The following is a 19,438-nucleotide window of genomic DNA, read 5'->3' on the forward strand; positions in this document are numbered from 1 at the left end:
CGGCTGCCTCAGGCAGCCGGGCTTTTCGTTTTGGACGCGACGTCCTCGTTCAGCATCGCGATCGAGGCGAGTGCCGTTGCCGTGTGCTTCTCGACACCGTCGCTGACGCAGAACACGTCGGCCGCGACCACGGAGACCTGACGGCCCGGCTTGATCACCCTTGCACGGCAGATCAACTTGTCGCCGACCGCGGGCGACAACAGATTGAGCTTGTATTCCGCCGTCAGCGCCGACTGTCCGCGCGAGGTCGCCGCCGCAATGGTCGTGGCATTGTCGACCAGGAAGGCCGTGACACCGCCGTGGAAGAAGCCGTGCTGCTGCAACAGCTCCGGCCGACGCTCGACCGCAATCGTGCAATTGCCCCGCGACAAGTCCGACAGCTCGGCACCGACGAGGTTCATGAAGCCCTGCCGGCCGACATTGGCGTGGATGCGCTCGGCTACGGCCACGAACTCGGGATCGGCTTCGTTGCTCATGTCGCCACTCCTTGCTTGGTGTTGACGCGCCCGGGCGGCACCAGCGCGCGGATGGCGCAGGCGATCAGCGTGTCGGCCTCGCCGCGCGGATCGGCGCGATCGCGCCCGGAGAGAAAGGCCCGGCAGAAGATCTGCGCGGGGCCGATCAGCTGACTGACGAACATCACGGATGTCATCGGCAGAAGCTCGCCGCTTGCGACCAGCGGCGCGCGCCAGCGCTCGATGCCTTCGGCGAGCCGTGCATTCTGCGCGCGCTGGGCGTCGCGGATGTCCTCGCCCCATTCGCTGCGCGAGATCTCGAAAAGATAGCGCGCCTCGCGGCGGCTCAGCACGACCCAGTCGAGATGGGCGCGGATCAGGCGATCGATGCCCTGCTCCGCTTCGAGCGCCTGATCGAGCGCGGCGAGCATCGCGGCGTGATAGTGCCGCAGCACGTCCAGGAACAGCGCACCGGCAAGCTCCTTCTTGGAGCCGAACACATGAAAGAAGCTGCCATTGGAGGCACGGGCCTTGGCGCGGATCGCGGCCACCGTTGCGCCCTCGAAGCCCGACCGGTCGAACACCGCGAGCCCCGCAGCCAATAGATCGTCGCGAACGCCGGATGACATCGCCGCCTCCTAGAGTATTACTCTAGAGCGTAACTCTAATGATGGTCAAGACGACGCGAAGGCCGCGCTGGGCGCGGCCTTCGTAGCTCGGCGGGATTGTCGGCTTAGCGCGAGATCGGCGGCGCCGGCGGACCGGAGGACTCGGCGGGCGCGGGCGACGCGGCCGCGGCGGGCGCAGACGGTGCCGGCTCTGACGGCTTGGCGGCCGGTTCGGCGCTGGGCGCGGGCTCGGCCGGTTTGGAGACGGCCGCTTCCGCCGGCTTGGGCGCGGCCGGTTCAGCCGGCTTGGCAGCCGCCGGCGGGGCCGGTGTGACCTGCGGCACCGGATCGGGGCGCAGAGCCGGCGTCTCGCTGCTGCTCGGCTCGACCTTGGCGCTTTCCGGCTTGGCCTCTGCAGGCTTCTCGGCCGGCTTGCCGCTGTCGGGCTTGGACTCGTCCCGACCAGAATCGACCTTGGCGCTCTCGCTCTTGGGTTCGGCCTTGGGTTCGGCTTTGGGCTCAGTCTTGGAATCGACCTTGGGCTCAACCTTCGGCGCGGCTGCGTCTTCCGTTTCCGGCTTGCCGCGCTTGCTCATCCGCTTGCCCTTGCGGCCTTCGGGCGGCTGTTCGGTGGCGGCCTCGGGCTTTGCGCCTTCCTTGACACCTTCCTTGGCGCCCTCTTCGCTCGGCCGCGCCGCGCGCTTCTGGCGGCCTTCAGGCGCCGGCCCAGCGGCACCCTCGCCCTCGGGCCTCGCGGCCTCCTGCGAGCGCTGGCGTCGGCCCTGGTGCTCAGGCGATTGCCCCGGAGCCGTATTGGCGTCCTTCTCCTTGGCGCCGTCCTTCTTCTCCTTGCCGTCCTTCCCGTCCTTGGCCTGATAGCGAGTATCGGTGGCACCATTGGAGATGAGGTAGGAGGCGAGCACGCCCGCCATGTCGGGGCTGGTGGTGTAGTGCTGCCGCAGGAAGCCCGGCAGCGAGCCCGGCGCGACCGTCTTCAACAGCCCTCGCGGGCTCTTATGGCAGGCGTTGCAGGTCTGCGCGAAAAGCTGGGATGGGGCCTTGCCGGCCTCGAGGTTCGTCGCCTGCGCCAGAACGGCATCGGAGGCGCCGAAGCCGATCAGAAACAGCACCGTGGCGAGGCTGAGCGCTCGGCTCGACATTCCCATCATCTCCATTGAAATCCGACAGATACGGCCGGCATTCGGCGCGGCGGCGGGTCACCTTTTAGCCGATTGCGCTGCGAATGGAAGCGCACTCAACAAGCATGTGAACACGCGATTTTCGAATATCGGGTTTGAACACAACGCAATAGCCGGGCGGGAATAGGCTGCCTGGACGTCCATGCGAACGCATTGGAACCAACGTGTCGTCCAAGCATCGGTGTGACGGCCGGGTCGTCGCATCTTTTCGGGTTCGCTCGAAAGGTTGGTGCCCCATGGACCGCTTGTTACGCAGGTTCTTGGCGAGGCCTCTATGAGCGGCGAGTTTGTCGTCGAGCGCGGCAACATAGCTGATGCTCTCGCGATCCTGCTCAATCAAGCCGACCTGTTGCCGCACTGGGCAAAGCCCTGGTGGCACGCTGAAGGCCTGGCGGGAAGGTTTCACGGCCCGGCGCGAGGAGGCCGTGCAGCTCTATGACGAGCGCTTCGCGCTGATGTGGGAGTTTTACCTCGCCGCCTGCGAGATGACGTTCCGGAAGCAGGGCATGATGTACTTCCAGCTTCAGCTCACCAAGCGTCAGGGCGTGGTCCCGATCACGCGCGACGATATCGCGCATGAGGAAGCCCAGCTGCGCGCCCGCGAAGGAGGCGCCAGGTCCAAGCTGAAGCTTGCTGGTGAATGAATTCTAATGACACAGGGTCGAAATCGGAGGAATCCGGCAAGAAGTCGGTAACGCTAGCTGGGCGCGCAATTCCGCGAGGGTTTCGGGCGCGACAGGCAGTCGCCGCTGCTCGGGCCGCGCGGCGTGCTCCATGGCCGCGATCAGCCCGGACAGCCAAAGCCGACTACCAGCCTCGCTTCGCCAAACCTGTAGCTGCCGTTCTGGCCGCATGGCTTGCCTCGTCTCCCTATTGGCAGGTTATGGGAGACAATCCCCTACCCGCCAGTCCTGTTCCCGAGGTACCCCGAAAGAATCCGGAGAGATGTGATCTGCTTCACATAAGTCTGTTTGGTCCTGGCCTAGATCGTCGCCATGAGCAAAGAGACCCAAACCTCATTCGACGTGCAGGACGACCTCCGCACCGATTACGCCCTGATCGCCACCGGCGTCGGCGCGGCCCTGGTTGCGCTGGTCTACCTCCTGCTGGTCTGAAACCCGCGCCGAAAGCGGCCAGCGTGCGTCATTTCGCGCGCTCTTCGATACGTCTGCGCCTCAATCCATAAGGTTCACGGCATCCGGATTTTTCCGTGATGCGGCCGCGGCCACGTCCAGCGCCGGGCGAGTTCCGCGAAAATCCGTCAAGCGCGGCGCTTGCTGCGACTGCTAATCATCCACCATTTTTAATGATCGGTTGATAGCGACGAGCTTTTGCTTCCGCTTCGGGCTGCGTCGGCGCTTTATCCCGGCCCCGCATCCGCCCAAGAAAATTGCTATCGCTCGACCATGGCCCTGACTGATTCGAACGTCCTCAAACTCGCGCCCGAGCCCGGAACTCCCGCTTATCGGAGCGCGCCACATAATATCGAGGCGGAACAGAGCCTTCTGGGCGCGATTCTGGTCAACAACGACGCCTTCTATCGGGTCTCCGACTTCCTGGAGCCGAAGCACTATTTCGAGCCGCTGCACCAGACCATCTTCGAGACCGCCGGCAGCCTGATCCGGATGGGCAAGATCGCCACGCCCGTGACGCTGAAGACGTTCCTGCCCGCCGACACCGACGTCGGCGGCATGACCATCGGCCAATATCTGGCGCGGCTCGCGGCCGAGGCGACCACCATCATCAACGCCCAGGACTATGGGCGCACGATCTACGATCTTGCACTGCGTCGCGACCTCATCGGCATCGGCGAAGACATGGTCAATGTCGCCTATGACGCGCCGGTCGATTTCGCACCGCGCGCGCAGATCGAGGACGCCGAGCGCCGCCTCTACGAGCTCGCCGAGTCCGGCCGTTACGACGGCGGCTTCCAGAAATTCTCGCAGGCGTTGGCGATCGCGGTCGACCTCGCGGCAAAGGCATTCCAGCGCGACGGAAAGCTGTCCGGCATCTCGACCGGCATGCGCGACCTCGACACCAAGATGGGCGGCCTGCAGCACTCCGACCTCATCATCGTGGCCGGACGCCCGGGCATGGGCAAGACGTCGCTGGCGACCAACATCGCCTACAACGTCGCCAAGGCCTATGTCGGCGAGCTTCAGGCCGACGGCACCATGAAGGCTGCCAATGGCGGCGTGATCGGCTTCTTCTCCTGCGAAATGTCGTCCGACCAGCTCGCCACGCGTATCGTGGCCGAGCGCACCGGCATTCCCTCTTCCCACATCCGCCGCGGCGGCATCTCGGAAGCCGATTTTGACAAGATCCGGGAGGTCTCGATCGAGCTGCAGTCGCTGCCCTTCTATGTCGACGCGACGGGCGGCTTGTCGATCGCGCAGCTGATGGCGCGCGCACGCCGGCTGAAGCGACAGAAGGGCCTCGACCTGCTCGTGATCGACTACATCCAGCTGCTCTCCGGCTCGGGCAAGCGCGCCAGCGACAGCCGCGTGCAGGAAATCACGGAGATCACGACGAGCCTGAAGGCACTGGCGAAGGAGCTCAACGTCCCCGTCATCGCGCTGTCGCAGCTCTCGCGTCAGGTGGAATCCCGCGACGACAAGCGACCGCAGCTCTCCGACTTGCGTGAATCCGGATCAATCGAGCAGGACGCCGACGTCGTGCTGTTCGTCTATCGCGAGGAATATTACCTCGCCATGAAGGAGCCGCGCCCGGGCACGCCTGAACACGAGAAGTGGCAGCTTGACATGAGTCTGGCGCACGGAAAGGCCGAAGTCATCATCGGCAAGCAGCGCCACGGCCCGACAGGAACCGTCGATCTGGCGTTCGAAGCTTCCGTCACGCGGTTCGGCGACCTCGCGCCGGACAGTCAACTGCCGGCTCGCAGCAGCAACGATTACTGAGTTCCTTGAACCGGACCAGCCTCTTGCGTAAAACGGCGTCATGACAATGGCGTCCGACCCGAACATGATCCAGCAATCCGGCCTTCTCTCCGCGGAGGCCAATCAGGCTGCCGCGCTCGCTGCCTTCGGCGGCGTGCTCACCGTCGATCTCGACGCCATCATCGCCAACTGGCGCAAGCTCGAGAAGACCGCCGTGCCGGCCGAGTGCTCGGCGGTGATCAAGGCCGACGCTTACGGCTGCGGCACCGCGCAGGTCGCGCAGGCGCTGAACAAGGCCGGCTGCAAGACCTTCTTCGTCGCCACCATCGAGGAGGCACGCACCGCCCGCGCGGCGGTGCCGGACGCGGCCATCTACGTGCTCGGCGGCTATTTCCAGAACACCGGCGAGCACTACGCCAAGATCAACTGCCGTCCCGTGATCGGCGACCTCAACGAGCTCGCCGAATGGGACGTGTTCTGCCGCCGCACCGGCTGGTCCGGGGGCGCCGCTGTGCACATCGACACCGGCATGAACCGGCTCGGGCTGACGCTCGCGGAAGCGCAGGCCATCATTCCCCGGATCAATGCCGGCGATCACGGCATCACGCTGGTGATGAGCCATCTGGTCTCGGCCGAGCAGCTCAACAGCCCCGTCAACGCCAAGCAGCTCGCTGCCTTCCGCGGCATCGCCAGCGAATTCTCCGGCGTGCCGGCGGCGCTCTCCAACTCCTCGGGCATCTTTCTCGGCGCGCCCTTCCAGTTCGACCTGGTCCGGCCGGGCGCAGCGCTCTACGGCGTCAATCCGACCCCGGAGGCCGACAATCCGATGCAGCCCGTGGTCGATCTCAAGGCGCGCATCGTGCAGATCCGCAACATCGAGCGCGGCGAGACCGTCGGTTACGGTGGCACCTGGTCCGCGCGTCGGCCGACCAAGCTCGCGATCATCGCGGTCGGTTACGCCGACGGCTATTTCCGCGCTGCAAGCTCCAATGACGGCACCCGCGGCGCCGAGGTGATCGTTGCCGGCAAGCGCTGCCCGGTGGCGGGCCGCGTCTCGATGGACCTGATCGCGATCGACATCACCGATCTGCCGCCGAACGCGGCGCGGCGCGGCCACATGGTGACGCTGCTCGGCGAGGGCATCACCGTCGACGAGCTCGCCCACCATTTCGGCACGATCGGTTACGAGGTGCTGACCAGCCTCGGCCACCGCTACGCCCGAGTCTACAAGGGCGGCGATGTCGTGGAGCCGCTCGCAAAACCGGAGCCGGAGCCTGCGCTGGCGACGGAACAGCCGCCCGCCCCGCCGCCACTCGAGCAGCCAGCGGCTCCGCCGCCGCTGCCGAGCTAGGACGCCTCTTACTTCTTCCGGCTATCCAGCGCCGCCTTGCAGGTCGCGCTGAGCTGGTCGCGCTTGGCGTTGAGGCAGGCGACGATCTTGCCACCACCGGGCGCGATGCCGGCGCAGAATTTGTCGTAATCCGCCTTGCAGGCGCCGCGCGGATCGGCCGATTGTGCCGAAGCGGCTCCGGAAAACGCGACGACGAATGCAATAGCGGCAAAGCTCAACTTGGTCATTGTATCTCCGGTGTCGGGACGTACGAGGCGATCAGCTCTACATGAAGATTGCGACATTCAACATCAACAACATCAACCGCCGCCTGCCCAACCTGCTCGCATGGATGCGCGCGGTGAAGCCGGATGTCGTTGCACTCCAAGAGTTGAAGGCAAGTGATGGCGAATTTCCGGCGGCCGCGATCGAAAAGGCCGGCTACGGCGCAGTCTGGCGCGGACAGAAGACCTGGAACGGCGTCGCCATCCTCGCCCGCAACGCCGAACCGGTGCTCACGCGCGACCGGCTGCCGGGGCGGCCCGACGACCACGAAGCGCGCTACATCGAGGCTGCCGTGCGCGGCGTCATCGTCACCAGCATCTACTTGCCGAACGGCAATCCGCAGCCCGGGCCGAAATTCGACTACAAGCTCGACTGGTTCGCGCGGCTGAAGCGCCACGCCAAAACCTTCCTCAAGCAGGATCTGCCCGTGGTGCTCGCCGGCGACTTCAACGTCGCGCCTGATGAGATCGACATCTATCCGACGCGCTCATGGGACAAGGATGCGCTGATCCAGCCGAAAAGCCGTGCGGCGTTCGCCTCGCTGGTCGAGCAAGGCTGGTGCGATGCGATCCGCGAGCTGCACGGAGACAAACGCATCTACACCTTCTGGGACTACAAGCGAAACCGCTGGCCGCGCGATGCGGGCTTACGGCTCGACCATCTGCTGCTCAGCCCTGCCCTCGTCTCGCGCCTGGCGAAGGCCGGCGTCGACAAGACGGTTCGCGGCGAGGATGGTGCGAGCGATCATGCTCCGACGTGGGTGGTGTTGAAGTAAGCGATGGCCCCGTAGGGTGGGCAAAGCGAAGCGTGCCCACGAAATTCGTCTACGGAAGCAGATGGTGGGCACGGCGCAAGTGCGCCTTTGCCCACCCTACGAGACCGTGCCAGATCACCGTCCGTAATACTCCTGCACCGTGTCCCATGCCGCCTTCTGCAGCAGTTGCACCGTCTCCGGATCGATCCCCATCGTGTAGGAATTGCCGATGGGCGAGCGGCCGATCAACGCAGCCAGCGTGACACAGGCCGCGAGATAGGTGCCGGCGGGGCTCGGGTGACGCTTGTCCGGCGCATAGAGATTGAGCTCCGGCTGCAGCTTGCGGACGCGCGCAAAAGCGAGCCCTGCGGGAATCACGAGCGCATCATTGGCATTGCCGGCGATCGTATAGGCCTCGGCCAGCGCTTCGGTCATTTCCGGCTTGTCGAGATAGGCCCAGGACATGAACAGCACCGGCCGCATGTCGTGAGCGCGAACGATCTCGCTGTCCTTCTTGGCGAAGGTGGTGAAGGCGTCCTTCAGCTGCGGATGGATCGGGCACTGGCTGCAATCCATCATCACGACGGCATCGAACTGCTTGCCGGGCTTGTTAAAGACGACGACGTTCTGGTCGTCGAAGGAATAGGCGCCGAGACCGCCCGGACGCAGCAGATTGTCCATGTCGTGCCAGTCGAGCCCGGAGCCGCCGATGGTGGCCATGGTGTTGCGATAGGCCGCCTTGTTGGCCTCATCCGCGGCCCGCTCCATGAAGGAGAGATGCCCGGGCATGCCGTTGTTGTAGTAGAAAAAGCTGTTGCCGACGAACAATGCGGCCTTCGGAAAGTCGGGTCCGAGCGTCGTGACCTTCGGTTTGGTTTGCGCTTGCGCATTGAAGCCGGCTGCAACGGCCAGACACATTGCGAGCATCACTCGCGCAAAAAGACGCATCATGGCTTCCTCCCCTTTTTATTGGGCCGGAACCAAATCAGCTTTTCAAAAGAGCCTCAAGAGGATGGGCGTGCGGGCAGATATGCGGGAGGCCGCCTACTCACCATAGATTTTTGCCGTCGATCATGTTGACCGGCACGGCCTCCAGGTCGAAATCGTCGAACAAGCGCGCATTCACCGCGACCTTGGGATTGTCGAAATCGGGCTTGCCATTCGACCAGTCCGGCGACTCCGAATAGGTGCCACAGCCGCAATTCGCGCAATAGTGATGTTTGACGGTGCGGCTGCCCCAGAGATAGGTCGCGACGTTGTCGGCGGGCGACAGCAGGCGAAACTGCGCCGGCGTGTAATAGGCCCACAGTGCGCCGCGCTTGGCGCAGAGCGAGCAGGTGCAACGCGTCACGCTCGAAGGCGCCTCTGTCACCTCGAACACCGTCTCACCGCAATGACAGCTTGCCTCGACCGGCATGATCCGCTCCCCGTTTTGTCAGGAGATGGTCATAGGCCGCCCCTGCTGCCAACATGCTGTCAGCAGCGGGAGAACTGGCCTGTCTCACTTTGTCGTCGCATGAACCGAGAGTTGGACCGGCCCTTTCGAGGCCTCGCAGCTTGCGCTCGCGACCCTCGGCAGCGCGAACGGCGGCAAGCTGTTGGTGTTGGCGATCACGATCCCGCCTTCCCCGGCCGCAATGATGTCGCTCGCCACATCCAAGGTGGCAAAGCCATTGATCTCGCCATGCGAAATGGTCGATGTGCCGGAATTGGCCGCGGCGGACGTCGATTTGGACTTGGTGACCGTGGTGAACGAGCCGGAGCCGGTCACATCCTTTCTGGCAGTCGCCAACACGCCGGTCAGTTCCCAGACATAACCGACGCCCTTGAAATCGATCGCCAGATGCACGTTGTCGCCGGCCGCGAACGACGCGCTCAGGACGGCAGTATCACCTTTGCCGAACAGTTTGTGGGCATCGGCCTCGAATTGACTGCAACTCGTCGTGATCGCGGTCCGGCGTTCGCGGTTCGGCGCATTGAACAGCAGCAGGGCTCCCACAAGGACAACGACCACCGCCAGCAATGCAATGGTCCGGGCTGCCCAATCTCGCCGCTTGATGTCACTCACATTGGTCTCCGACAGTTTGGGTGCCAGGCGCACGCGTCTGTCGGCGAACGAACTTGGAATTGCTACAGGAGCTGGCGCGGCATCATCCACCGTCTGTCGCCCCCACCGCGCGGCGGGTTCATGGCGACCGATGAGCGGTCACGCGGATGCCGCGCGACGTCTCAATTCGCAGACAGGCGCTTGGCGTTGGCGGCCACATGCTCGCGATAGCGCTGAACCACCGCCGCAGGCGTTGCGCCCGCGAGCAGGCACGCGAACGCTTCGAAGGCGGCCGCGACCTTCTCGCTGACCATCAGCACGGCTTCCTGCCCGGCAGCCTCATCGCCATGGCTGAGCTTCTCGCAGCGGAGCCGCACCACTTCGTTCGCCTCGACCGCAAGCATCGCACCCGCGTACCAGGGAAAGCCGTTGTCGGATCCGCCGAGCACCGCATGGCGGTCGAGCGCGGAGAAGGAATGGTGGTCAGGCATCACGGACCTCAAATTCTTTGAGCGACGCTCCGATCAATACGCTTCAAATTCTAAGGATCAGGCCCGGGAACCGGTCGGATTGGCGGCGGGCGCGACACCGGCGGTTAACTACGGCCGGGCCGGTAACCCCATTCGCGCGCTCCCCTTCCTCCGGCTAAACTCTGTCGATTCCCGGAGCACGCCCTTGGCTTTTCTCTTCGTCCTCAGCGTCGGCCTGATCGCAGGCACCATTTCCGGCATCGTCGGCACGGGCTCGTCGATCATGCTGATGCCCGTGCTGGTCTATGCCTACGGGCCGAAGGAGGCCGTGCCGATCATGGCGGTGGCTTCCGTCATGGCAAACTTTTCGCGCATTCTGGCGTGGTGGCGAGAAGTCGACTGGCGGGCCTGCCTGGCCTATTCCGTCACCGGCATTCCGGCCGCGGCGCTGGGCGCGCGGACGCTGCTCGCCCTGCCCTCGCACGCCGTCGATCTTGCCATCGGCATCTTCCTCATCGCAATGGTGCCGGTGCGGCACTGGCTGGCGCGACACGACCTCAAGGCCAATCTCTGGCATCTGGCGATCGGCGGCGCCGTCATCGGTTATCTCACCGGCATCGTGGTCTCGACCGGACCGCTCAGCGTGCCGCTGTTCCTGTTCTATGGCTTGTCCAAAGGCGCCTTTCTCGCCACCGAAGCCGCCGCCTCGCTTGGGCTCTACTTCGCCAAATCCGTGACGTTCGAACGCTTCGGAGCGCTGACACAGGACGTCTTCATCAAGGGCCTGATCGCAGGCTCCTCGCTGATGGCCGGCGCTTTCGTCGCCAAGCGCTTCGTCATGCACCTGAAACCCGAGATGTTCCGCATGGTGATGGATGCGATCATGATCGCAGCCGGGCTCTCGATGCTGTGGAATGCGACGCAGCCCTAGCCGTACCGCTCAGGCGGCGAATTCCGGCGCGATTGGCGGACTGTCTGCGAACAGACGATCCTCGCCGCCGCCGGTTTCCGCAAGGCCCCCCAGCACGGCATCGAGCGGCTGCGGCTTGTGGTACAGAAAACCCTGGCCGAGCCTCACGCCCATCTCGCGCATCGCCTGCGCCTGCTCGGCCCGTTCGATGCCTTCCGCGACCAAGGTGAGCCCCAGCGTCTCCGCGAGTGAGGCAATCACGCCGACGATCGCCTTGTCCTCGGCACTCTCGGGGATTTCGCGGATGAATGCCTTGTCGATCTTGACCTTGTCGAGCGGAAACCGACGCAGATGGGCGAGCGAGCTATAGCCCGTGCCGAAATCGTCGAGCGCAATGGTGGCGCCGAGGCGCCGCAGCCGGCGCAGCGTCTCGGATGCGCTGGCGATGTTGTTGATCAGCGATCCCTCGGTGATCTCGAGCTCGAGTGATGACGCCGCGACGCCGAGCCGCTCGCACGTCTCGCGCAGTTCGGCGGCGAGCGAATGGTCGGCCAATTCGGATGGGGGCAGATTGATCGCAATCCGGATCTGCGGCCTGGCTGCAGCTGCCAGGCGTTGCAGCGCGCGGCAGGCGTCGGTCAGCACGTAGCGTGTCAACCGCGCATTGTTGCCGCTGCGCTCGATCAGCGGCAGGAATTCACCGGGACCGATCACGCCATGCTCGGGATGACGCCAGCGAATGAGCGCCTCCAGGCCGATGACCTCCTGGGTCACCAGATCGACCTGGCTTTGATACCAGACCTCGAATTGCTGCTCGGCAAAGCCTGTGGGGATCGCAAGCTCGAGATCCCTGCGGCGGCGATAGTCGCGCTGGAGCGCTTCGTCGAGCACCGCGACGGTGCCGGGCGCCTTGCTCTTGGCGTGGTAGAGCGCGATGTCGGCGAGCGCCGGCAAGTGGGACAATTCAGGGTCGCCGGCACGGCGCACGGCAAGGCCGATGCTGGCACGCGGCACGACCTGCTTGTCATGCAGCAGGATCGGTTCAGAAATGGCGTCCAGCACTTGCCGCGCGAAGGCCTGCGCGGCCGCTTCATTGCTGACTTCCGGACGAATGACCACGAACTCGTCGCCGCCGAGCCGCGCGACCCAATCTTCCGGTTCGACCGTATCACGAAGCCGTTCGGAGATATGAACCAGGAACTTGTCGCCGGCGTCGTGACCGAAGGTGTCGTTGATGCCCTTGAAATCGTCGAGATCGATGAAGGAGAAGGCAATCAGTGCGTCCGGCGAGCCGGCATCCCTGCTCAAGGTCACGAGGCGCTCGGACAGTGAGCGGCGGTTGGGCAGGCCCGTGAGCGGATCGTGCGCGGCCATGTGGCCGAGCCGGTCGAGCGCGCCCGACGTCGTGTGCTGCATCGCGTTGAAGGCGCTCGCGAGCTGGCCGAATTCGTTCGACGATTTGACGTCGGCCGGATAGGCGCGACCGTCCTGCTTGCTGCGCTGGATCGCCGACATCATCGCGGCCAGCGGCTTGCCGATGAAGATGTTGGCAGAGATCCGCATCGCGATCACGGTCGCAAGCGTTCCGAGGAGGCCGACGACGAGAAGCAGTCCCAGCCTGCTGCCGGTGTCCACATAGAGCGTCGCATAGGAATAGGCGATCACGATGCGGCCGGCCTGAACGGCGATGTTGCCGTTGCGGTAGGCAATCGGACGCGAGACCTCGGTGAGCGCCTGGACCGCGGGCCGCGCCACCACGCGGGCGATCACGACGCCGGTGTCGTCGTAGACGGCGGCAGCCGCGATGGTCTCGTCGTGCATGATCTCGTTGAGCACGCCGGTGACCTGGTCGTAGCGCATCTTCCAGAGCGGCTCGGCGATCAGCTCGGCGCGGCTCTCGGCGACGCGGGCAATGCGGGCATCGAGCTGCCGGATCTGCGACCAGAAGCTCGAGACCTCGACGCCGGCCGACGCCAGCAGCTGCACCAACAGCAGCACCGGCACGGTGGCCCAGATCATCGCGCGGACGACGGAGCGCGATGCAGCCGGCCTGGTCGGAGCGTTCATGCCGTCAGCGTCCTGCATCATTCACCGGCGGCGCTTGGGGGCGACAGCGACGAAATCAGCGCATCCAGCGAGAAATCGTATTGGCCGCAACGTCCCGGCCTTGCCTTGAACCGCGCGAAGTCGATCCGGTCGAAGGCCCGGGTCTTGATCAGTGCGGCCACGGAGGCGAGATTGTCGCGCGTGATCGCCGACGTCTTGACCTCGATGTGCGGCGAGCTGGCTGCGAAGTCGCAACCATCGGCATAGTCGCGCAGCAGCACGATCGACCAGCCGCCGAGCAGGAAATGGCCGCCATCGGTCAGCAGCAGACGACCGGCCTTGATTTCGCGCAGCGCGTCCTCCGACCAGTTCAGGCCGACGACCTGGATATTCTGGCCGGGCTCAAGTCCCGCGGCGGCAGCCGCCTTGAGCGCACCAAGGGCCATCGGATCGTTGCCGGCCCAGATTCCTGCGGGACGGATGCCCTTGCGCGAAGCCCAGCTCAGATAGTTGGCCGCGACCTGTTCCGCTTCCGACTGGGTCCAATTGGCAAACAGCATCCGGTCCACGACGACGTCGGGCGCAGCCGCGACTGCGAGCTGGAGACCGGCATTGCGGGCAATCGAGGCCGGCGTGATCTCGTCACCGCCGATCCCGAGAAGATGGATTTTGCCATCGGGGCTTTGCCATTTTTCGTGACGCGCTGCGTCGATCAACGCATTCGCCATGCGCGCGCCCGCGGTCGCCAGATCGGTCGTGATGTCGCCGAGCCAGGTCTTGAGCTTGCTGCGCGGCGCTCCGAAACGCACCGCATCCTCGCCGATCAGCGTATTCGACAGCAGCAGCGTTTTCACGCCCGCGGCCTCGGCCGCCTCCAGGATCGGAACGGCGGCGGATTCCTCGTTCGAGAGAATGAGGAAGTCGGGCTTGTCGGCACGCGCGACCACGCCGAGGCCGAGCTCCTGCATGGTGCGATAATTGCGCTCGCTGCTCAGCACCTCGACATTGGCGTCGAGCTTGCGGCCGGCGGCCTGCATGGTCTGCGCGACCATGTCCCAGTAGACCTCACCGATCTTGCCCGGGCTCACGAAAACGATGTTGAGGGGTTTTGCATCAGCCGCAACAGCGTGGCCGGCTGGCGCGAGAACGCCAAGGGCCATGCTCACAGCGAGCAATATCCGTAGGACTGCCGTCATTCTTTTTAGCCACCCCGTCTTGTTCCGAAGCTGGACCCGCGTCCGCTAACATTTGGCAAAGTCCGGCGCGGCGCGGCGGCGTAGAGCTAACAAAGGGTGTATCGGCTGCACGGAATTGGGCTAATTGGAGCGCTCACGGGCGCCCGCGCAGCCCGCCGTTCCGTGCTATCAGCAAATCTGAAACCTCCGACTCACCATCCCATGGCCAAGAACACGCTTTCCTTCGTCTGCCAGAACTGCGGCGCGGCCTATAACCGCTGGCAGGGCAAGTGCGAGTCCTGCGGCGAATGGAATACGCTGGCCGAGGAGGACGCGACCGGCAGCGTCCCGGTCTCGATCCGCTCCAAGCGCAAGGGCCGCACGTTTGCGCTGGAGAGCCTCGCGGGCAAAAGCCCTGACGCGCCGCGCCTGTCCTCGGGGCTGACCGAGCTCGACCGCGTCACCGGCGGCGGCTTCGTGCGCGGCTCGGTGCTGCTGGTCGGCGGCGATCCCGGCATCGGCAAATCGACGCTGCTGACGCAGGCGACCAGCCTGATGGCGCGCGCCGGCCACCGCATCGTCTACATCTCCGGCGAAGAAGCCATCGCCCAGGTGCGGCTGCGCGCCGAACGGCTCGGGTTGTCGGATGCACCCGTGCAGCTCGCGGCCGAGACCTCGGTCGAGGACATCGTCTCGACATTGTCGGAGGGCGCCGTCCCGCGGCTGATCGTGATCGACTCGATCCAGACGATGTGGACCGACACGGTGGAATCCGCGCCCGGCACGGTCACCCAGGTGCGCGCCTCGGCGCAGGCCCTCATTCGGTTCGCCAAGAAGACCGGTGCGGCCATCATCCTGGTCGGCCACGTCACCAAGGACGGCCAGATCGCGGGCCCTCGCGTGGTCGAGCACATGGTCGATGCCGTGATGTCGTTCGAGGGTGAAGGCTCGCAGCAATTCCGCATCCTGCGCGCCGTCAAGAACCGCTTCGGTCCGACCGACGAGATCGGCGTGTTCGAGATGACCGGCCTCGGCCTGCGCGAGGTCACCAACCCTTCCGAGCTGTTCCTGTCCGAGCGTGACCTCGGCACCCCCGGCACCGCAGTCTTCGCGGGCATCGAGGGCACGCGGCCCGTTCTGGTCGAATTGCAGGCATTGGTGGCGCCGACCTCGCTCGGCACCCCGCGCCGCGCCGTGGTCGGCTGGGACCAGAGCCGGCTCTCGATGGTGCTGGCGGTGCTGGAAGCCCATTGCGGGGTCAAGCTGTCGGGCCACGACGTCTATCTGAACGTCGCGGGTGGCCTGCGCATCCACGAGCCGGCGGCCGATATGGCGGCTGCGGCCGCGCTGGTGTCCTCCCTGGTTAATGCGCAGTTACCCACCGATGCGGTCTATTTCGGCGAGATTTCGCTCTCCGGCGTCATCCGCCCGGTGGCGCAGACCCCGGCCCGGCTCAAGGAAGCGGTCAAGCTCGGCTTCAAGCGCGCCGTGCTGCCCGAATCGGCCCGCGGCGGTGAGGCCGGCGGTGATGCCGGGCTGACCCTGAACGCGGTCAACAGCCTCACCACGCTGGTCGCTGAAATCGCCGCCAAGGGCTCCCGCCGCGGCGATCAGAACCCGCCTGCGGAGAAAAATGCCACACCGGCAAGATTCCGCCGTGGAGAGGGGTAGCCGGAGGTGACGTCAAGCGTCCCCGCCGCTATACAGCCGTCACAAAAGCAGCATGGGATTGCGTGGTTACGGCCTTGCCGGGAACGTCGTCTGGCCTTCAGTTAGGGCGGCGGCCAAACACCGATTCGCTGAGCACCCTTTGAGAGTACGAGCGGACCAGACCAGCCGATGCCAGTTACACTCCTCGACCTGATCCTGCTCGGTGTGATGCTGATCTCGGGCCTGCTTGCGATGGTCCGCGGCTTCATGCGCGAAATCCTGTCGATCGCAGCCTGGGGCACGGCGGCGATCGTGACGCTGTACTCGTTCTCCAAGCTGCTGCCGACCGCCAAGACCTATTTCAACAACGACACCGTCGCCAGCGTGGTCGTGGTCGCCGGTGTGTTCGTCGGTACCCTGGTCGTGGTCTCCGTGATCACGGTCCGGATCTCCGACATGATCCTGGATTCGCGCATTGGCGCGCTGGACCGCACCCTCGGGTTCCTGTTCGGGCTCGCTCGCGGGCTCTTGATCGTCGTGGTGGCCTTCCTGTTCTTCACCTGGCTGGTGCCGGACAAGCAGCGCCCGGACTGGGTCTCGGGGGCAAAATCCCGTGTGGTGCTCCAGGGAACCGGGGATTGGCTGATGTCCCTCTTGCCGGATGACCCCGAGAACACCATCTTGAAGAGATTCAAGAAAAACAAACCAGATGATGATCAAGCTGATACCGAACAGCAGCCTTCGGGCACTGGAGACGGTTACAGTAAACCTGCTCGTGACAGCCTCAAGAAGCTGATCGAGAAACCTGCGGCGCGTTGATTGAGCCCTAAAGAGAGGCGCGGACGAGATGCGACACCCTGACCAGGACGCCCACACTGAACTCGATCCCGGCTCCGCCGCGCTAGAGCTTCAGGACGACCTGGACGGAGATACGGTCCGCGAGGAATGCGGCGTCTTCGGCATCTACGGACATCCTGAAGCTGCCGCCATCACGGCGCTCGGCCTCCACGCACTTCAACACCGCGGCCAGGAAGCCGCCGGCATCGTCTCCTACGACGGCAGCCGCTTCCACAGTGAACGCCGCCTCGGCCTCGTCGGCGACACCTTCTCCCGCCGCGAGGTGATCGACCGCCTGCCCGGCACCATGGCGGTCGGCCACGTGCGCTACGCCACGACCGGCGCCACCATCCTGCGCAACGTGCAACCGCTGTTCGCCGAGCTCAATGCCGGCGGCCTCGCGGTCGCCCACAACGGCAACCTCTCCAACGGCCTGACGCTGCGCCGCGAGCTCGTCAAGAACGGCGCGATGATGCAGTCGACCTCCGACACCGAGGTGATCCTGCACCTGGTGGCGCGCTCCCGGCGCAGCCGCTTCATCGAGCGCTATATCGACGCGCTGCGCGAGATCGAAGGCGCCTATGCGCTGGTCTCGCTCACCAACAAGAAGCTGGTCGGCGCGCGCGATCCCCGCGGCATCCGCCCGCTGGTGCTCGGCGAACTCGACGGCTGCCCGATCCTGACGTCGGAGACCTGCGCGCTCGACATCATCGGCGCGCGCTTCGTCCGCGACATCGAGCCCGGCGAAGTCATCGTGTTCGACGAGCACGGCCAGGACATCCACAAGCCGTTCCCGCCGATGGCGCCGCGCCCCTGCATCTTCGAATACATCTATTTCTCGCGTCCGGATTCCATCGTCCACGGGCGCTCGGTCTACGAGGTGCGCAAGGCCTTCGGCGCTCAGCTCGCGCGCGAGAGCCATGTGCCTGTCGACGTCGTGGTGCCGGTGCCGGATTCCGGCGTGCCCGCCGCGGTCGGCTACAGCCAGCATTCGGGCGTGCCGTTCGAGCTCGGCATCATCCGCAACCATTATGTCGGCCGCACCTTCATCCAGCCGACGCAGGCGATCCGCGAATCCGGCGTGCGCATGAAGCACTCGGCCAACCGTGCCGCGATCGAAGGCAAGCGCATCATCCTGATCGACGACTCCCTGGTGCGCGGCACCACGTCGAAGAAGATCGTGCGCATGATGCGCGATGCCGGCGCCAAGGAAGTGCACTTCCGCCTCGCCTCGCCGCCGATCCTCTATCCCGATTATTACGGCATCGATCTGCCGGACCGCGGCGGCCTCTTGGCCGCGACGCATTCGCTCGAGGAGATGCGCGAGCTCATCGGCGCCGACTCGCTCGCCTTCCTGTCGATCGACGGCATGTACCGCGCGATGGGCGAACCCGGCCGCGACCCCGCCAATCCGAAGTTTGCGGATCACTGCTTCACAGGCGTCTATCCGACCCACCTCACCGACCAGACCCAGACCGAGCCGCAACCGCGGCAGCTGTCGCTGCTGGCGGAGGCGAGCTGACGATGCCGGCGTGGTCGTTGTAGCCAACCTCAGGCGGCTATCTTGCAGCGACACGCCGTCGCTGGAAGCATTTTGGCCTGAAGGGCCATTCGGAATCTACATTTCTGCAATGGTCGGTCCGGCTGGCGGGCCGGGCGAAGAATCCTTCGGATTCACTCTTTGCACACCGGAATGGTTCGCGGAGAACATGAAGGACGCTCATGTCCCGGGAAGACACTTCCTCTTCGTCAAGGAATACGACTACCCAGCGCTCGAACAATATGTGCGTGGCTATTGCCAGAGGTGCATGGGCAACAGTTGGAAAGAGGTTGCCGAAAAGGTTGGCCTCCTTGGCTCCTGGGAATTCGAAAACTACGAACCTTGAGCCTGGTAGGCGGTCGGATTTTGTCTCGGCCGGGCTTGTCCCAGCCATCCACGCCTGTAAAACCCCGCCATGACCAAGCCCCTCGCTAACCGCATCGCTCTCGTCACCGGCGCCTCGCGCGGCATCGGCTTTGCCACGGCACTCGCGCTTTCCAAGGCCGGCGCGCACATTGTTGCCACCGCGCGCACGCAGGGCGGGCTCGAGGAGCTCGACGACGAGATCCGCAAAGTAGGCGGCAGTGGCGCTACGCTGGTGCCGCTGAACCTCACCGATTTCGACGGTATCGCGCGGCTTGGGGCAGGCCTGCACGAGCGCTATGGCAAGCTCGACATCCTCGTCGGCAATGCCGGCGTGCTCGGCCCCTCCTCGCCGGTCGGCCATATCGAGCTCAAGACGTTCAACGACGTCATGGCCGTCAACGTCTCCGCGAACTTCCAGCTGATCCGCTGCATGGAGCCGCTGCTCAAACAATCCGACGCCGGCCGCGCCGTGTTCATCACGTCTGGCGCCGCCAACAAGGCCACCGCCTATGTCAGCCCCTACGCTGCCTCCAAGGCCGCGCTGGAGACGCTGGCGCGTGCCTGGGCGCAGGAGACTGCGAACACGCCCCTGCGCGTCAACCTGTTCAATCCGGGCCCGATCCGCACCCGCATGCGCGCAACCCTGATGCCGGGCGAAGACCCGGCGACGCTGGACACGCCCGAGCAGGTCGCCGAGTTCATCGTCCCGATGTGCGCGCCCGACTGGACCGAGACCGGCAAGTTCTACGACTACAAGACCCGCAACCTGATGGGCTTCCGCGCGCCGGCCTGATTGACTCAAGCACCTCCCCGCGATTGACTGCGCGCGCTCAAGCGGCAGCAAGCCGCAAGCCAAAAAAGGGAGGTCG

19 protein-coding genes and 1 pseudogene are annotated in these 19,438 nt (G+C 65.1%); 10 read left to right on the forward strand and 10 right to left on the reverse strand.

Annotated elements, in window-relative coordinates; genetic code table 11:
- Nucleotides 1-8 precede the first annotated feature (8 nt).
- From QA645_RS24785 to QA645_RS24795, 3 genes are all read right to left on the reverse strand, one after another.
- Complete coding sequence (locus QA645_RS24785; protein ID WP_283044272.1) at nucleotides 9-476, reverse strand: PaaI family thioesterase; 468 nt, start codon at nucleotides 474-476, stop codon at nucleotides 9-11.
- Nucleotides 473-1,084 carry a TetR/AcrR family transcriptional regulator gene (locus QA645_RS24790; protein ID WP_254130973.1) on the reverse strand — a complete coding sequence of 204 codons (612 nt, stop codon included), beginning with the start codon at nucleotides 1,082-1,084 and terminating at the stop codon, nucleotides 473-475. Before QA645_RS24790 ends, QA645_RS24785 begins: the two co-directional genes overlap by 4 nt.
- Nucleotides 1,085-1,188: 104 nt before the next feature.
- A complete protein-coding gene (locus QA645_RS24795; RefSeq protein WP_254130972.1) occupies nucleotides 1,189-2,223 on the reverse strand; it encodes a hypothetical protein in 1,035 nt (344 codons plus the stop codon).
- Nucleotides 2,224-2,639: 416 nt separating this feature from the next.
- Here QA645_RS24795 and QA645_RS24800 point away from each other — a divergent pair.
- The 3 genes and pseudogenes from QA645_RS24800 to alr form a co-directional block, all read left to right on the forward strand.
- Nucleotides 2,640-2,906: pseudogene (locus tag QA645_RS24800) on the forward strand (class I SAM-dependent methyltransferase); the annotation flags it as partial.
- A 762-nt stretch (nucleotides 2,907-3,668) separates the two neighbouring features.
- On the forward strand, nucleotides 3,669-5,180 hold the full coding sequence (locus QA645_RS24805; RefSeq protein WP_254130971.1) for a replicative DNA helicase: 1,512 nt from the start codon (nucleotides 3,669-3,671) through the stop codon (nucleotides 5,178-5,180).
- A gap of 46 nt (nucleotides 5,181-5,226) precedes the next feature.
- A complete protein-coding gene (gene alr / locus QA645_RS24810; RefSeq protein WP_254135388.1) occupies nucleotides 5,227-6,510 on the forward strand; it encodes an alanine racemase in 1,284 nt (427 codons plus the stop codon).
- An 8-nt stretch (nucleotides 6,511-6,518) separates the two neighbouring features.
- Here alr and QA645_RS24815 read toward each other — a convergent pair whose 3' ends face one another.
- Nucleotides 6,519-6,737 carry a cysteine rich repeat-containing protein gene (locus tag QA645_RS24815; protein ID WP_254130970.1) on the reverse strand — a complete coding sequence of 73 codons (219 nt, stop codon included), beginning with the start codon at nucleotides 6,735-6,737 and terminating at the stop codon, nucleotides 6,519-6,521.
- 41 nt (nucleotides 6,738-6,778) lie between these two features.
- On the opposite strand from QA645_RS24815, the gene QA645_RS24820 reads away from it, so the two are divergent.
- Entirely contained in the window at nucleotides 6,779-7,549 is a 771-nt protein-coding gene (locus QA645_RS24820) for an exodeoxyribonuclease III (RefSeq protein ID WP_283044273.1), read from the forward strand.
- Between the two features lie 114 nt (nucleotides 7,550-7,663).
- Here QA645_RS24820 and QA645_RS24825 read toward each other — a convergent pair whose 3' ends face one another.
- The 4 genes from QA645_RS24825 to QA645_RS24840 form a co-directional block, all read right to left on the reverse strand.
- Entirely contained in the window at nucleotides 7,664-8,479 is an 816-nt protein-coding gene (locus QA645_RS24825) for a DUF4886 domain-containing protein (protein WP_283044274.1), read from the reverse strand.
- A gap of 97 nt (nucleotides 8,480-8,576) precedes the next feature.
- A complete protein-coding gene (locus QA645_RS24830) occupies nucleotides 8,577-8,945 on the reverse strand; it encodes a GFA family protein (RefSeq protein WP_254193337.1) in 369 nt (122 codons plus the stop codon).
- A gap of 84 nt (nucleotides 8,946-9,029) precedes the next feature.
- Complete coding sequence (locus QA645_RS24835) at nucleotides 9,030-9,686, reverse strand: hypothetical protein (RefSeq protein ID WP_283044275.1); 657 nt, start codon at nucleotides 9,684-9,686, stop codon at nucleotides 9,030-9,032.
- Nucleotides 9,687-9,757: 71 nt separating this feature from the next.
- A complete protein-coding gene (locus QA645_RS24840) occupies nucleotides 9,758-10,066 on the reverse strand; it encodes a hypothetical protein (RefSeq protein ID WP_283044276.1) in 309 nt (102 codons plus the stop codon).
- Between the two features lie 184 nt (nucleotides 10,067-10,250).
- Between QA645_RS24840 and QA645_RS24845 the strand changes: the two genes are divergently transcribed.
- Nucleotides 10,251-10,976, forward strand: coding sequence for a sulfite exporter TauE/SafE family protein (locus tag QA645_RS24845; RefSeq protein WP_283044277.1), 726 nt, complete (start codon nucleotides 10,251-10,253; stop codon nucleotides 10,974-10,976).
- A 9-nt stretch (nucleotides 10,977-10,985) separates the two neighbouring features.
- Here QA645_RS24845 and QA645_RS24850 read toward each other — a convergent pair whose 3' ends face one another.
- On the reverse strand, nucleotides 10,986-13,022 hold the full coding sequence (locus tag QA645_RS24850; RefSeq protein WP_283044278.1) for an EAL domain-containing protein: 2,037 nt from the start codon (nucleotides 13,020-13,022) through the stop codon (nucleotides 10,986-10,988).
- Between the two features lie 17 nt (nucleotides 13,023-13,039).
- Complete coding sequence (locus QA645_RS24855; RefSeq protein WP_283053315.1) at nucleotides 13,040-14,161, reverse strand: ABC transporter substrate-binding protein; 1,122 nt, start codon at nucleotides 14,159-14,161, stop codon at nucleotides 13,040-13,042.
- 237 nt (nucleotides 14,162-14,398) lie between these two features.
- On the opposite strand from QA645_RS24855, the gene radA reads away from it, so the two are divergent.
- The 5 genes from radA (at nucleotide 14,399) to QA645_RS24880 (ending at nucleotide 19,362) form a co-directional block, all read left to right on the forward strand.
- Nucleotides 14,399-15,847, forward strand: a complete 1,449-nt coding sequence (gene radA, locus QA645_RS24860; protein ID WP_254193333.1) for a DNA repair protein RadA — start codon at nucleotides 14,399-14,401, stop codon at nucleotides 15,845-15,847.
- 168 nt (nucleotides 15,848-16,015) lie between these two features.
- Nucleotides 16,016-16,645, forward strand: coding sequence for a CvpA family protein (locus tag QA645_RS24865; RefSeq protein ID WP_234680617.1), 630 nt, complete (start codon nucleotides 16,016-16,018; stop codon nucleotides 16,643-16,645).
- A 28-nt stretch (nucleotides 16,646-16,673) separates the two neighbouring features.
- Nucleotides 16,674-18,185, forward strand: coding sequence for an amidophosphoribosyltransferase (gene purF / locus QA645_RS24870; protein WP_254130962.1), 1,512 nt, complete (start codon nucleotides 16,674-16,676; stop codon nucleotides 18,183-18,185).
- A gap of 10 nt (nucleotides 18,186-18,195) precedes the next feature.
- The gene (locus QA645_RS24875; protein WP_254193332.1) at nucleotides 18,196-18,549 is read left to right on the forward strand and encodes an immunity 8 family protein; all 354 of its coding nucleotides are present in this window, start codon (nucleotides 18,196-18,198) and stop codon (nucleotides 18,547-18,549) included.
- A gap of 69 nt (nucleotides 18,550-18,618) precedes the next feature.
- Nucleotides 18,619-19,362 carry an SDR family NAD(P)-dependent oxidoreductase gene (locus QA645_RS24880; protein WP_283044279.1) on the forward strand — a complete coding sequence of 248 codons (744 nt, stop codon included), beginning with the start codon at nucleotides 18,619-18,621 and terminating at the stop codon, nucleotides 19,360-19,362.
- Nucleotides 19,363-19,438 lie beyond the last annotated feature (76 nt).

Source organism: Bradyrhizobium sp. CIAT3101 (assembly GCF_029714945.1).
Lineage (GTDB): Bacteria > Pseudomonadota > Alphaproteobacteria > Rhizobiales > Xanthobacteraceae > Bradyrhizobium.